Origin of the sequence: Novosphingobium sp. AAP83, from assembly GCF_001295795.1 — a bacterium.
Classification (GTDB): domain Bacteria; phylum Pseudomonadota; class Alphaproteobacteria; order Sphingomonadales; family Sphingomonadaceae; genus Novosphingobium.
On the sequence record NZ_LJHY01000022.1, the window covers coordinates 53,528 to 67,780 of the forward strand.

Sequence of the window (14,253 nt, forward strand, 5' to 3'; positions counted from 1 at the left end):
GGGGACGGTGATGAAGCGGGCAGGGGGCTTGCGCAATGCAGGGTTGGGGGCGCTGATTCTCGGCGCTCTTCTGCTTGTCGCTGCAAAACCTGCACCGAAAAAGCTGCCGCCGCTTGAAGCGTCGCTGAAAGCTCACGTCGAAATTCTGGCAAGCGATGAATTTCAGGGCCGCGAACCCGGCACCGAGGGTGAGACCAAAACCCTGCGTTATCTGGCGCGGCAGTGGTTTGATATCGGTATGGAAGCTGGCACCAATATTCCGGGCAACGGTTGGTTTGCGCCGGTTGATCTGGTTGAGCGCGAACCGGTGATCTCGCGCGCGAGCTTTTTGCGCGGGCGTAAGCTTTTGCCTTTGGCCGAAGACAGCGTGTTTGTTGTAACATCGGGCTTGCGCAGTCTGGTACAAAACGCGCCGCTTTTGTTTGTCGGTCACGCCACTTTTCCGTCCATGCCCCGGGCTGAACTGGCAGGTCGCATTGCGGTTATGCTCGATAGCGTTCCTGCCGGGACGGATCCGCAAAAGGTCGGAGACCGCGCCGGAGGGCTGCTTGATGCAGGCGCTTTGGCGGTCGTGACAGTGCTGGACGGTGAACGCGGCCTGGAAGATGTGATCGCACGGCGCAATCGTGCAGGCTATACCATTGCCGGAGAGAGGATCAGCGACGAAATCGAGGCATTTATGTCGGCTACCACAGCAGACATGCTGCTTGCCGGATCAGCGCATGGTAAAGTCGCCAAATTGCGCACTGATGCTGCGAGCGCGCGATTTGCTCCTTACGTGTTGGGCATTGACGCCACGTTTGAGGCGACCAGTCGGGAAACCCGGATTAGAACGCATAACCTGATTGGCCGCATTCCCGGCCGAAATCCCAACGCCGGAGCTGTTCTTATGATGGCGCATTGGGATCACTTCGGGCATTGTGCGCAAGCCCCTGCCGAAGACCTGATCTGCAACGGTGCGATTGACAATGCATCAGGCCTTGCCGTGGTAACCGAAGCTGCGCGGATATTGGCCAAAGGCCGCCAGATGGATCGCGATGTCTATATTGTCGCCACAACGGGTGAGGAGCTTGGCCTGCTGGGCGCATTCGCCTTTGCAGAAAATCCGCCGATTCCCCTCGACCGGATTGTGGCGGTTTTCAATGTCGACAGTACAGGTCTGGTGCCGAAAGGCAGTCCGGTTGGCATTGTCGGCAAAGGACTGACCCCGCTCGATCCGCTGATCGCTGAAGTGGTGCGCAAAACAAAGCGCAAGTTGGCGCCCGGCGATGGCCCCAATGCCTATATCAAACGGCAAGATAGCTGGGCACTGATGCAACATGATGTTCCAGCGGTGATGGTTAGCAGCAGTTATGGCGACATGGAGCGGATCGAACGTTTTATGGAAGATACCTATCACCGCCCGCTAGATCAGGCGGGTGGGAGCATCAATTACTCAGGCATGGCAGACGATGTTAGCTTGCAAGTAGAACTCGTTCGCGCATTTTCTGATGCAAAGCGCTATCCCGCGCGTGGTAAGGTGAGTCACCAAACCCCCTAGCCGAACTGCCATATCCTGTTTACATGGGCCGCCACGAATCCCCCGACTTAAAGAAGTGGCAACCCACATGGATATCCCTCTCGGCCTTACTTTCGATGACGTGCTGCTACGTCCCGCCGAGTCGGATTTGGTGCCTTCACAAGCCGACACGCGCACTAGGTTGACCAAGACCATCGGGCTGAACATTCCGGTGATCTCGTCTGCGATGGACACAGTGACTGAGGCTGACATGGCCATTGTCATGGCGCAGCTTGGCGGAATTGGCGTACTTCACCGCAACCTTTCAATTGAAGAACAGTGCGCTGCGGTGCGCGCGGTAAAGCGCTTTGAAAGCGGCATGGTCGTCAACCCGATCACCATTTCTCCTGACGCCACATTGGGTGAAGCCAATGCGATCATGCGCGCCAACAAGATCAGCGGCATTCCTGTGGTCGAAGCTTCAGGCAAGCTGGTTGGCATCCTGACCAACCGCGATGTGCGCTTTGCCGATAACCCGATGCAGCCCGTGCGTGAATTGATGACGCATGAGAACCTCGCAACAGTGCCCCTTGGGGCAAGCGGTGACGATGCTCGCCGCCTGTTGCACCAGCGCCGGATCGAGAAGTTGCTGGTGGTGGACGATGCCTTTCATTGCATTGGCCTGATCACGGTAAAGGACATAGAAAAGGCGGTCACTTTCCCGGATGCCACCAAGGACGCAACCGGTCGTCTGCGCGCGGCTGCGGCAACAACGACGGGTGAAAAGGGGCTTGAGCGGACCCGCGCGCTGATTGACGCCGAGTGCGACGTGATCATCATTGACACTGCGCATGGGCATAATCGTGACGTTGCGCGCGCTGTGGAGGCTGCCAAAAAGCTTTCAAGCACGATTCAGGTTATCGCTGGCAATGTCGCCACTGGCGAAGCTACGCGGTCTTTAATTGATGCTGGCGCCGATGGGATCAAGGTTGGCATCGGGCCGGGATCGATCTGCACGACGCGGATCGTTGCCGGTGTCGGCGTGCCACAGCTCACTGCAGTGATGGAGTGTGCCGAGGAAGCCGAAAAGTCGGGAGTGCCGGTAATCGCCGATGGCGGTCTGCGCACATCGGGCGATGCTGCAAAGGCTTTGGCAGCAGGCGCCAGCACGGTGATGATCGGATCGATGCTGGCGGGCACCGAAGAAGCGCCGGGCGAAACCTTCCTGTATCAGGGCCGAGCCTACAAGTCCTATCGCGGGATGGGTTCTGTCGGCGCGATGGCGCGCGGCAGTGCGGATCGCTATTTCCAGCAAGACATCAAGGACCAGATGAAGCTGGTGCCTGAAGGTATCGAAGGTCAGGTACCATTCAAGGGTCCGGCCAAGGATGTGGTTCACCAGTTGGTGGGCGGGATCAAGGCGGCGATGGGCTATACTGGCAGCGCCACGATCGAAGCCTTGCGCAAGCGCGCAAAGTTCGTTCGCATTACCAACGCCGGCCTGCGCGAAAGCCACGTTCACGACGTGACGATCACCCGCGAAGCGCCGAATTACAAGGCCGGTTGAGCATCGCCCGGTTGAGCATCACAAGGTGACGCCCCCGGCGCGCGTACAGGCAGCGATTGATATTCTCGATGCGGTGATTGATGCCGCGCGGGGGCAAGGCGCTTCGGCTGACCGGGTTGCGGCAGAATGGTTCCGGGCGCGGCGTTTTGTCGGATCCAAAGACCGTCGCGCCATCCGTGATCTGGTGTGGAACGCGATCAGGGCTTGTGGCGACGTGCCGATCAATGGCCGGGCGGCAATGCTGCGTCTGGCCAAGGGCGATGCCACACTCGCCGCTTTGTTTGACGGATCAAACTATGGCCCCGCAGCCTTCGCTGGCGATGAGCTGGTGGCCGATGCCGGTATCGCACCCGCTTGGCTGGTCGATCAGATGACTGCCTCCGGGCTGACCGGTGATGAACAGGCAGCGCTGTTGGGCCGGGCACCATTGGACTTGCGGGCAAATACGCTAAAAATCACACGCGACGAATTGCGCCTGCGTTTGCCCACGGAATCAGAACACACGGCAGCTCCAAATGCCTTGCGCCTTCCTTCGGGAACAGCCGCGGAAAGCTGGCCGGAGTTTGCCGAAGGCCTGTTCGAGATACAGGATAGCGGCAGCCAGATCGCGTGCATGGCACTGAACGTGCAACCGGGTGAGGCTGTGGTTGACTTGTGCGCAGGCGCGGGCGGCAAAACGCTTGGGCTGGGCGCAGCCATGCGCAACACCGGCCAATTGCTCGCCTGCGACATTGACCGGGCGCGGCTTGCCCGCTTGCCAGACCGCGCCGCGCGGGCTGGAGTGCTTGTCGAAAGCCGCTTGCTTGACCCGGGGCGTGAGCTTGGCGCGTTGGACGATTGGGTGGGCAAGGCTGACGCGGTGATGATCGATGCGCCCTGTTCGGGCACCGGCACTTGGCGTCGGAATCCTGAAGCGCGGTGGCGGTTAAATGCCAAGGCGCTGGCACGCTACCATGCGATGCAAGCCAATGTGCTGGATATGGGGGCAAAGCTTGTGCGGCCCGGCGGGCGGCTTACCTATGTGGTGTGTTCGCTGCTGGATGCCGAGGGGGCAGGGCGGGTCGATACCTTCCTAAATGCGAACCCTGATTGGGATAGCGGTCTGCCAGAGCTTCCTGCCGGTCGTCCGCATGGAAAAGGATGGCGGCTTACGCCCTTTCAAGAGGGTACTGACGGGTTTTTCTTCGCAACGCTCATTCGGCGTGTTAACTGACCGCTTATGCAGGCGGGTTCATTCAGCGGTAGTCGCCGGCTCAAGGAGTGCTTGATGCGTTACGCCCCCGTTGCAGTTGCCCTTTCGCTCGTCGTCGCCATGACCGGCAGCATGGGTTCTGCCAGGATTACGGTGATAAACCCGCATGCTGATGCCTTGATATCTGATGGGCGTATCGCTTTGGCCAAAGGCGATGTTGGCACCGCGACTGACAATTTTGAAGCGGCTCTGGCGATTGATCCTGCCAATCCTGCCCCTTTGATCGGCTTGGCCGAGGCATCGCGGCGCGATGGTATGCAGGGCAAGGCGATCCGGTATTACCGGCAGGCGCTGGAGCGCGATCCCAACAATGTCGTCGCCATTTCGGGTGAAGGCGGGGCTATGGTTGAAAAGGGCGCACTGGAAAAGGCGCGCCGCAATCTGATCAGGCTTGAAGGCTTGTGCGGCAAGGGCTGCGCTGAAACCGCAGATCTTGCCGCTGCTATTGCACGCGGTCCGGCACCACGCGTTGTCTCGGCCGAAGCCATCAAGCCCGAGCCGCAGGTTGAAAGCAACTAGCTCCCCGCGTCAAATCAGCTCACGAAATTCGTCGACAATCTGGCGGTAGACGCGCTTTTTGAACGGCACGATCAGGTCGGGCAACAGGTCCGGTTCCACCCAGCGCCACTCGTTGAATTCGGGATGCTCATGGGCATCGATACGGATGTCAGCGTCTTCGCCTGCAAAGCGCAGAAGCAGCCATTTCTGGCGCTGCCCGCGATATTTTCCGCCCCACAACCTGCCCAGCAGTTCGTCAGGTAGATCGTAGAAATGTTCTTCTCGGCTTTCGGCGATGATCGTAACGAGCTTAGGCGAAACGCCGGTTTCTTCGGCCAGTTCGCGCAAGGCGGCGGGGTGAAGGTCTTCCCCATCGTCAATCCCGCCCTGTGGCATTTGCCAGGCATCACCTTCTTTATTGTCGATCCGCTTGCCTACGAACACAAGGCCCGAGGCATTGACCAGCATGATTCCAACACAAGGGCGGTAAGGAAGCCCGGCGATTTGATCGTTCATTTTGACCTTTCCAGCAGCAGTCTGACCGCTGCAAAGATGGACTGCATGTCCGCCTGTCCACTTGGCACTGCTTTGCGCAACTGCGTGAAGCCGTGAATTGTTCCCTTCATTTCAAGGAACACGACCTCGGCACCTGCGCGTACCAGTTCTGATCCATAGATCCGCCCGCTATCGCGAATCGGATCCAAGCTTGCCGTTACGAGCACTGTTGGCGGCGTTTTCGTGTGATCGCCATAGAGTGGGTAGGCGCGTTTGTCGCCATTTACTGCGCGATAAGAATCGGAGAACCACGTCATGGTCTGCGCGTTGAGCAAGAAACCTTCCGCAAAATCGAGGAAGGACTTATGATCGGGCTTGTCGTCAGACAATGGATATATCGGCACTTGTAACATTACCGGAACAGCGGCGGGCTGTTCGGTCAGTGCTTGGGTGACGACGATGGCAAGGTTTCCGCCCGCCGAATCGCCCAAGGGGATCAGTCCGGTGATCTCCCTGCCCAGTTCGGCAGAGTTGGCGGCAATCCAACGCGCAGCAGCTTCGCAATCGTCGGGTGCAGCGGGGAAGGGGTGTTCGGGCGCAAGCCGATAATCAATCGCGATGACCGGCAGATCAAGCTCTGCTGCTATTTCGGTGCAGAGGCTGTGATGGCTATCAAGATCGCCAACCACGAAACCGCCTCCATGCATGAAGACAACCGCAGGCCCTGCGTCACGCCTATCGCGTGCATCATAGAGCCGCAGCGGGATATCGCCTGCAGGACCAGGGCAGGAAAGATCGCGAATTACGGCCAATTCTCGCGGTGGTTGTTCGGCAATCGCACCCATCGCGGCAAAGCTGGCACGCGCTACTTCAAGACTAAGCTCGCTCATCGCTGGGGCCGCGTTGGCATTGAGGAAAGCAAGGAATGCCTGCACATCGGGGCGCACAAAAGGCTTGGCTTGATCGGTCATGCTGGTTCCTGATCCCGTTAATGTGCGATTTGGGGAATCGCATTCACGTTGAAAAGATTAAGTCCGCAATTGAAACTTGACTAGTCTAGGTGCAACGATTCGACGCTTGTTGCCGATTTTTCTCCCCAAGGAGTTTTTCTTCTTTGCGATTGGATCGGGAGGGGCATAGGCGCTTCGAACATTGAAATGCGCTTATGCGCGTTCGGGCAATGCCGGCGCACGCAGCAGAGGAAGATATGGCGACAGTAGTTGATGGACCAGACTTGCTAACAGGCGGTAAGGAAGACCTTAGCCCAGAAGCAGTGGTTGTTCGTTTTGCCGGTGACTCAGGCGATGGCATGCAGTTGACCGGCGGGCAGTTTACGCTGTCCACCGCGCTTGCGGGCAATGATTTGGCGACCTTCCCCGATTTTCCGGCGGAAATCCGCGCGCCGCAGGGCACTTTGTTTGGCGTTTCGGCGTTCCAGATCAACTTCGGTTCGGCCGCGATTGATACCGCAGGCGATCAGCCCGATGTGCTCGTGGCGATGAACCCGGCGGCATTGAAGACCAATGTTGGCGCGCTCAAGGCCGGTGGCCTGATCATCGCGGACGCGGGCGAATTCAACAAGCGCAACCTTGAGAAAGCCAAGTACGATGTCAATCCCTTGGAAGACGGCAGCCTTGAGAACTGGCAACTGTTGGCTTTCGATATCTCGGCGATGACGTTGCAGGCGGTCAAGCCCTTCGGCCTTGGCAACAAGGAAGCGCTGCGTTGCAAGAACATGTGGACCCTGGGCCTTGCACTGTGGATGTTCGATCGTGACCGGCAGCCGCTGATCGATTGGCTCAATGCCAAGTTCGCCAAGAGCCCGGTGCTGGCGCAAGCCAATATCGCAGCGCTGAATGCGGGCCATGCTTATGGCGAAACGGCAGAACTCGTCGGACCGTTGAAGCAATATCACATTGCTCCGGCGGAAAGCGCACCGGGCCTCTATCGCACGGTGACTGGCGCAGAAGCGATCAGCCTCGGTCTGGTGGCGGGCGCGCAACTGGCCGAACTGCCGATGTTCTTCGGCGGCTATCCGATCACACCGGCCTCTGCGATCCTGCACAATCTGACCAAGCTGAAGGAATTCAGCGTCACCACGTTCCAGGCGGAAGACGAAATTGCCGCGATTGCCTCGGCTATCGGCGCAAGCTTTGCCGGTCATTTGGGCGTTACCTCCTCGTCCGGCCCCGGCATTGCGCTCAAGGGTGAGGCGATGGGTCTTGCGATCATGACCGAGCTTCCGCTTATCATCATCAATTCGCAGCGCGGCGGACCGTCGACCGGCCTGCCGACCAAGACCGAACAATCCGACCTTTATCAGGCGATCTATGGCCGCAACGGCGATGCGCCGATGCCTGTGATCGCCGCGCGTTCGGCGTCGGATTGCTTTGAAGTGGCAATCGAAGCCTGCCGCATCGCGGTGGAATACATGACACCGGTGATCGTGCTGACCGACGGCTATATCGCCAACGCGGCAGAGCCATGGAAGGTGCCTGATCCCGCCAGCTTCAAGCCGTTCCCGGCCAAGTTCCTGACCGAGAAGAATGGCCCCGATGGCGAATTGCTGCCGCTCGCTCGCGATGAAAAGGGCGCGCGTCCGTGGATCAAGCCGGGCACGCCGGGCCTTATGCACCGTATCGGCGGGATCGAGAAGAACCCCGGCACCGGCAACATCGACTATAGCCCAGCAAGCCACCAGACCATGACCGATGCCCGCAAGGCCAAGGTCGATGGCGTTGCCGCCAGCATTCCGGCCCAAGCGGTGGAACTGGGCGAAACCTCGGGCAAGCTTGTAGTTGTCGGATGGGGCAGCACTTATGGCCCGATCCATCAGGCGGTGCGCCGCGCGCGTCGCAAGGGTCAGGACGTGGCGCAAATCCACGTTCGCCACGTCTGGCCGATGCCATTGAACCTTGGCGAATTGCTCAAAGGCTATGACAAGGTGCTGGTGCCCGAAATGAACACCGGCCAGTTCAAGACCGTGCTGCGCGATCAGTTCCTGGTTGACGCACAGCCGCTTAACAAGACCAGCGGCCAACCCTTCACAATCGCGGAAATCGAAGCCGCGATCGATGAAGCTCTGGCTTAAGGGGATATCGACATGAACGACATGACACCCATCGCCAAGGTCCAGACTACACTGAAGGACTGGGAAACCGATCAGGAAGTACGCTGGTGCCCGGGTTGCGGCGATTACGCGATCCTCAAGGCCGTGCAGCGCACTTTGCCCGAGATCGGCGCTGATCCTTCGAACACCGTGTTCGTATCGGGTATCGGCTGCTCAAGCCGTTTTCCTTATTATATCGAAAGCTATGGCTTCCACACGATCCATGGTCGTGCGCCTGCTTTTGCCACGGGCGTCAAGTTGGCCAATCCCGATCTCGACGTCTGGATTGTGACCGGCGACGGCGACGGCATGTCGATCGGTGGCAATCACACGATGCACATCCTGCGTCGCAATGTGAATGTGCAGATACTGCTGTTCAACAACGAGATTTACGGTCTGACCAAGGGCCAGTTCTCCCCCACCAGCCGCGAAGGCACCAATAGCCCGACATCGCCACTGGGCTCGGTCGATCATCCGGCCAGCCCATGCGCTTTTGCGCTGGGCTCGGGCGCACGGTTCATCGCGCGCGCCTATGACGTGTCGAAGAACCTGAGCAGCGTGCTCAAGGCATCGCATGCGCACAAGGGCGCGGCGTTCGTGGAAATCTTTCAGAACTGCATCGTCTATAACAAGGACCGTTTCGACGATTTCGTGGCCAAGGGCGTCGCGGACCAGAACCAGCTGTGGGTCGAAGACGGCCAGCCCATGCTGTTCGGTAGCGAAAAATCCGGCGGGATCAAGGGCATCACGTTGGATATGGAATCGCTGAGCCTCAAGGTCGTCGATGTGGTAGATGGCGATTGGCAGGCTGCGGGCGTGATCGTCCACAACGCCAAGAACCGTGCCATTGCCCATATGCTAGTGGAAATGCCGTTCGGCCCGTTCCCGATGGCGCTGGGCGTAATCTATGATGATCCGCGTCCGACTTACGAAGGCGTGCTGCTTGATCAGGATGCCGAGTCTCGCGTTGGCAAGGAAGCCAACCTCGCCAAGTTGCTCGCCAAGGGCCAGACCTGGACGGTGGCCGGCACGGCAGCCGATCCGATTTGAGCTGAACCAACTGCACAACCGATGGGGATTGGCGTCTGGATAACCTGACACACACCCTCGTCGGTTGGGCGCTTGCCGAAACCGGCCTCAAGCACCGGACCCGCAAGGGTTTGGCTGCCTGTGTACTGGCGGCCAACTTGCCTGATATCGATGTGTTCTTCGGGTGGGTGCCATGGGCTCCGCTCGCCATGCATCGTGGTTTCACGCACGGTCTGGTGGGCGGGGTGTTGCTATTGCCCCCTTTTTTGGCCTTGCTTTTGTGGTTGCTGGACCGTTGGCAGCGTGCTCGGGGCAAGATAGCCAAGGACGCTCTGCCGATGCGCTTTGGCTGGTTGCTTGCCCTGTGCTGGCTTGGCGCGATCAGCCATCCGCTGCTTGATTTGCAAAACGTCTATGCCGTGCAACTTCTCTCACCAGCCAGCGAGCGCTGGTTCCACAGCGATGGCTTGTTCATCGTCTCGCCGTGGGTATTGGTGTTTCTGGGCATCGGAATATGGCGTTCGCGCAAACGCTCTGCCGGAAGGCCAGCCATTCTGGCACTCGCTGCGACGGTGCTGTTCGTTTTGGCAAACGTCGCCATTAGCGCCTTGGCATGGCGGGCGCCGTTGCTTGAAGTACCGCATGTGCAACCGGACCGCATCTTTGCATCGCCCGAACCGTTTGCGTTTTGGCGGCGGGATATGGTGTGGCGTGCGGACGGGGCGATTACCCAAGGCAGCTTCGATCCGTTGGTGAGCATGACGCGCGTGTCAGAATACGGAGAACCCGTTGCGGACAACATGAACGTGCCCGTGGTCCGGCGCGCAGCCATCGCCACACCGGAAGTTCGCGATTTCCTCGCGTGGTCGCAAATGCCGATGGCAAGCATTGCGCGCAAAGGCTGCGCGGTTACCGTCATCTTTGGTGATGCGCGGTTTTCAACGCCTGTAACGGCAGGCGGTTTTCAAGAATCGGTGCGCTTGCAGGACTGCTAAATGCCGGGTGTCAGGCGTGGCAAAGCCGGTTTGTGCAGAACAGCCGAGGCCATAAACGCCCAGCCTGCACCGCCCAGCCAACCCGCCAAAACATCGCTGGGATAGTGGACACCGAGCCAGACGCGGCTGAATGCGATTCCCCAGCTTAGCACAATCGCACTGCCAATCAGCGTCCAGCGCACACGCCGTTGCTGGCTTATCGCTGCAAACGTCAGCGCAATCGCGATATAGACGAGAGCGGAATTGAAACTGTGCCCGCTCGGGAAGCTGTGCCCGCTTGCTTGCGTGAGGTGCGGGACGATTGATGGGCGAGGGCGGCTCACGGCCAGCTTCAAAGCCGTGTTCAGCAACCAACCGCTGATGATCGTTCCGGCCAAAAGCACGGCCTCTTGTCGCATCCGTTGGAATAGCAGCGCGGTTATCGCCCCCAATCCCACCAGAATGCGTACCCAGACGCCGCCCAAGGCGGTAAGATCATGCATCCCCTCCACCAGTCCTTGTGGAGCAAGCTTGGCGCTATCCCGCCAGAGCAAAAGGCCATCGCGATCAAGACTTTCGCTCTGCCCGGTTGCAACAGCTACCGCCACTCCGGCAAAGCCGCTCCAGCATATCACAGCCGCAACAAGCGCATGCGCAGGCGATGTCCGCCAGTGATGCGCCCTTTGGGACAGGTGGTTATCGCAGCGGGAGTTCACCATTCGGTTAGCGGAACGAGTGTTGGCTTGAGGACGTTCCCTGTCAACAGGGCTGAATGCAACGGGACAACACATTTTGACTGAAATTGGCTCAGGCCCGTCCATCGTCTGGTACCGGCGCGATTTGCGCGTGACGGATCAGGCGGCTCTGGTGGCTGCGGCGGCGCAAGGGCCGGTCATCGCAGTCTATGTGCTCGATGATGAATTGGCCAGACACCACAAGATGGGGGCTGCGTCGCGTTGGTGGCTGCACCATAGCTTGTCGAGCCTTGATGCATCGTTGCAGAAGCTGGGCTCACGCCTGATCCTGCGCCGGGGCAAGTGCCATGAAGAATTGGCCGCGATTAGCCGCGATACAGGGGCGCAGACGGTCCACGCGCTGCACCACTATGAACCGTGGTGGCGCAATGCGGAACGCGCGGTGGCAAAGGCGATAAATTTGGTGTTGCATGATGGCAATTACCTTGCGCCTGCCGGAACCGTGCTGACCGGGGGCGGCGCACCGTACAAAATCTTCACCCCGTTCTGGAATGCACTGCGTGAACGGATGCCGCCAGCGCCTCCACTGCCTGCTCCTACCCATCTTGAAACGCCAGAGGTCTGGCCCGCCAGCGATGCTTTGGACGATTGGGACCTGCTGCAAACCACACCCGATTGGGCAGGCGGTTTCCGCGATGAATGGACGCCGGGCGAGGCAGGTGCGGTGGTCCGGCTCGAAGACTTTGCCGATCGCGCGGCACGCTATAACGAATGCCGCAACTTGCCATCGGTCGAGGGCACCTCGCGCCTTTCGCCCCATCTCCATTTCGGCGAAATCTCGCCAGCGATGATCTGGCCGCGCGTGGTGGACGCAGGCGGCTCGGTTGATGTATTCCTGAGTGAACTGGGCTGGCGCGATTATGCACAAAACGTGATCGTACAGTTTCCTGAATACGCCAAGCGCAACGCCCGCGAAGCCTACGACCGGCTGCCATGGCGGAATGATCCGCAAGGGTTGAAGGCGTGGCAGCGGGGCCGAACCGGCTACCCCATTGTAGACGCCGGAATGCGCGAATTGTGGCATACCGGATGGATGCACAACCGCGTGCGGATGATTGCCGCCAGCTTTCTGGTAAAGCACTTGCTGATCGATTGGCGTGAAGGCGAATGCTGGTTCTGGGATACGCTGGTTGATGCCGATTACGGCTCAAATGCGGTGAACTGGCAGTGGACGGCCGGAACCGGTGTTGATTCCAATATGTTCGTGCGGATCATGGCACCGCTCACGCAAAGCCCCAAGTTTGATGCGGCCGGTTATATCCGTCGCTGGGTGCCGGAATTGGCGCATCTGCCTGACGACAAAATTCATGATCCGGCCATTCCGCCGCGTGGCTATCCAGCAAAAATCGTCGCTCATACCGAGGCCAGGGCGCGGGCTTTGGCAGCGCATGACCAGATGAAGCGAGCATGATCTTGCGCATCGCTGCGCCGCACCGCATAGGCCACGCATGAATACTCAGACGCCAATCCGGGGTAGGCATCTGGTGGCTGGCGGACGGAACATGTCCGCCACTGGTCGCTGGATCGCAAAGCTGTTTGCCGGGTCCTTCAACACCGCGGTTGAGCGGATTGACCGGGGCATCGTCAACGGCACGATCCACGCAAAACTGCCGGATGGATCATCGCGCACCGTGGGCGGGCGGGGTGAGGGGCCGACTGCCCATATCCACCTGAAAAGCTGGCATGCGCTCGTGCGTCTGGCCACGGCAGGTTCCATCGGTTGGTATGAGGCGTGGGTTGCAGGGGAATGGGTCAGCCCCGATCCTGTGATGATTTTCGACTTGTTCATGCGCAACGCCGATACTTTGGGCGATACGGGTCGCGCCAAGGGGCCCTGGCGCTGGGCCGGGCGGCTGCTGAACATGGCACGGCGCAATTCCAAGGCACAAGCGCGCCGCAACATTGCCGCACACTACGACCTCGGCAATGATTTCTACCGCCTGTGGCTTGATCATACGATGAGCTATTCCAGCGCGCTTTGGCAAGGCCTGCCCGATGATGCGACCTTGGATCAGGCGCAGGCAAACAAGGTTGACCGGTTGGGCGCAAGGTTGGCGCTAAAACCCGGCAGCGACGTTCTGGAAATCGGCTGCGGTTGGGGTTTCTTAGCGCGGCGTTTGGCGCAAACATCGGGCGCGCGCGTAACTGGGATCAGCCTGTCGGACGAACAGCTGGATTGGGCGCGGCGTGAACTGGCGGCCTCGGGCCTTGCCGGGATCGATTATCGGCATCAGGATTATCGCGATGTTGAAGGGCAATTCGATGCGATCGCCAGTGTCGAGATGGTCGAAGCTGTGGGCCGGGAATACTGGCCGTCCTATTTCGATTGTCTGGCGCGTTGCCTGAAGCCCGGTGGCAGGGCGGCGCTGCAATATATATCTATCCGCGATGAGCTGTTCGACGCCTATGCCGCCAGCGCCGACTTCATCCAGGCCTATGTCTTCCCCGGAGGCCTGTTAATCAGTGAAAGCGAATTCAAGGCTCTCAGCGCAGAACGCGGACTAACCTGGGAAGACCAGTACGATTTCGGGCTGGATTATGCGCGAACGCTGAAGCTTTGGCGTCATACTCTTGATCAGGTGGTCAAGAGCGACACTCTGCCCGCAGGTTTTGATCGCAAATTTATCGATCTGTGGCGTTATTACCTGATGTACTGCGAAGGTGGGTTTCGCGGTGGCGGGATCAATGTGGCGCAAGTCACGCTTGTCAAACGCATCTGAACACCCCGTCGCCGCGAAAGCGGACGAGGATGTTATCGTGGACAATCGGGCTCAACAATTGCTCAAACGCGCAGCCGACCCGCCCGCTTTGCCACCACACCACTTCAGCCAATAACGACTCAAGACCGGGAAGGATCAGCCAGCAGCGGTTGCCCGGGTGCATTCGCTGTATCGAATTCGCGCAGAACCCGGCAAGCGCCAAATCGACGACCACGGTGTTGAAGCCGCGCTCGCCAGAGGGGCGCAAGATCGCCGGGATATGGACACGATGGCGCAAGGCACAACGATCCTCGAACGAGACTTGCCCGTAAGCGGTGGTGTTCCAATCCGTGTTGGTGGTGTTCATCGAACAACGC

At 59.4% G+C, this 14,253-nt stretch carries 13 protein-coding genes; 9 read left to right on the forward strand and 4 right to left on the reverse strand.

The window, feature by feature from the left end; genetic code table 11:
• Positions 1–10: 10 nt before the first annotated feature.
• The 4 genes from IP81_RS11915 to IP81_RS11930 all read left to right on the forward strand — a co-directional run bounded on the left by IP81_RS11915 (position 11) and on the right by IP81_RS11930 (position 4,836).
• Positions 11–1,540, forward strand: coding sequence for a M28 family metallopeptidase (locus IP81_RS11915; protein ID WP_054108224.1), 1,530 nt, complete (start codon positions 11–13; stop codon positions 1,538–1,540).
• Positions 1,541–1,607: 67 nt separating this feature from the next.
• Positions 1,608–3,065 (forward strand): IMP dehydrogenase, encoded by a 1,458-nt coding sequence (guaB, locus tag IP81_RS11920; protein ID WP_054108225.1) that lies wholly within the window; start codon positions 1,608–1,610, stop codon positions 3,063–3,065.
• Positions 3,066–3,090: 25 nt separating this feature from the next.
• A complete protein-coding gene (locus IP81_RS11925; protein WP_054108226.1) occupies positions 3,091–4,278 on the forward strand; it encodes an RsmB/NOP family class I SAM-dependent RNA methyltransferase in 1,188 nt (395 codons plus the stop codon).
• 54 nt (positions 4,279–4,332) lie between these two features.
• Positions 4,333–4,836 carry a hypothetical protein gene (locus tag IP81_RS11930; RefSeq protein ID WP_231626533.1) on the forward strand — a complete coding sequence of 168 codons (504 nt, stop codon included), beginning with the start codon at positions 4,333–4,335 and terminating at the stop codon, positions 4,834–4,836.
• Positions 4,837–4,845: 9 nt separating this feature from the next.
• Here the strand turns inward: IP81_RS11930 and IP81_RS11935 are convergent, their stop codons facing one another.
• A complete protein-coding gene (locus tag IP81_RS11935; protein ID WP_054108228.1) occupies positions 4,846–5,331 on the reverse strand; it encodes an RNA pyrophosphohydrolase in 486 nt (161 codons plus the stop codon).
• A complete protein-coding gene (locus tag IP81_RS11940; RefSeq protein ID WP_054108229.1) occupies positions 5,328–6,281 on the reverse strand; it encodes an alpha/beta hydrolase in 954 nt (317 codons plus the stop codon). The genes IP81_RS11935 and IP81_RS11940 overlap by 4 nt, the downstream gene beginning before the upstream one ends.
• Positions 6,282–6,517: 236 nt before the next feature.
• Here IP81_RS11940 and IP81_RS11945 point away from each other — a divergent pair, with 236 nt between their 5' ends.
• The 3 genes from IP81_RS11945 to IP81_RS11955 are packed head-to-tail and all read left to right on the forward strand — an operon-like array spanning position 6,518 to position 10,443.
• The gene (locus IP81_RS11945) at positions 6,518–8,401 is read left to right on the forward strand and encodes a 2-oxoacid:acceptor oxidoreductase subunit alpha (RefSeq protein ID WP_054108524.1); all 1,884 of its coding nucleotides are present in this window, start codon (positions 6,518–6,520) and stop codon (positions 8,399–8,401) included.
• Between the two features lie 12 nt (positions 8,402–8,413).
• A complete protein-coding gene (locus IP81_RS11950) occupies positions 8,414–9,469 on the forward strand; it encodes a 2-oxoacid:ferredoxin oxidoreductase subunit beta (RefSeq protein ID WP_054108230.1) in 1,056 nt (351 codons plus the stop codon).
• A gap of 44 nt (positions 9,470–9,513) precedes the next feature.
• Positions 9,514–10,443, forward strand: coding sequence for a metal-dependent hydrolase (locus IP81_RS11955; RefSeq protein ID WP_231626674.1), 930 nt, complete (start codon positions 9,514–9,516; stop codon positions 10,441–10,443).
• On the opposite strand, the gene IP81_RS11960 is transcribed toward IP81_RS11955, so the two are convergent.
• Positions 10,440–11,030 carry a phosphatase PAP2 family protein gene (locus IP81_RS11960; RefSeq protein ID WP_231626537.1) on the reverse strand — a complete coding sequence of 197 codons (591 nt, stop codon included), beginning with the start codon at positions 11,028–11,030 and terminating at the stop codon, positions 10,440–10,442. The genes IP81_RS11955 and IP81_RS11960 overlap by 4 nt on opposite strands.
• A gap of 184 nt (positions 11,031–11,214) precedes the next feature.
• On the opposite strand from IP81_RS11960, the gene IP81_RS11965 reads away from it, so the two are divergent.
• The gene (locus tag IP81_RS11965; RefSeq protein ID WP_369800738.1) at positions 11,215–12,588 is read left to right on the forward strand and encodes a deoxyribodipyrimidine photo-lyase; all 1,374 of its coding nucleotides are present in this window, start codon (positions 11,215–11,217) and stop codon (positions 12,586–12,588) included.
• A 37-nt stretch (positions 12,589–12,625) separates the two neighbouring features.
• Entirely contained in the window at positions 12,626–13,897 is a 1,272-nt protein-coding gene (locus tag IP81_RS11970) for a class I SAM-dependent methyltransferase (protein WP_054108233.1), read from the forward strand.
• Here the strand turns inward: IP81_RS11970 and IP81_RS11975 are convergent.
• Positions 13,884–14,243 carry a pilus assembly protein PilZ gene (locus tag IP81_RS11975; protein ID WP_054108234.1) on the reverse strand — a complete coding sequence of 120 codons (360 nt, stop codon included), beginning with the start codon at positions 14,241–14,243 and terminating at the stop codon, positions 13,884–13,886. The two genes, IP81_RS11970 and IP81_RS11975, sit on opposite strands and share 14 nt — an antisense overlap.
• Positions 14,244–14,253: the final 10 nt, after the last annotated feature.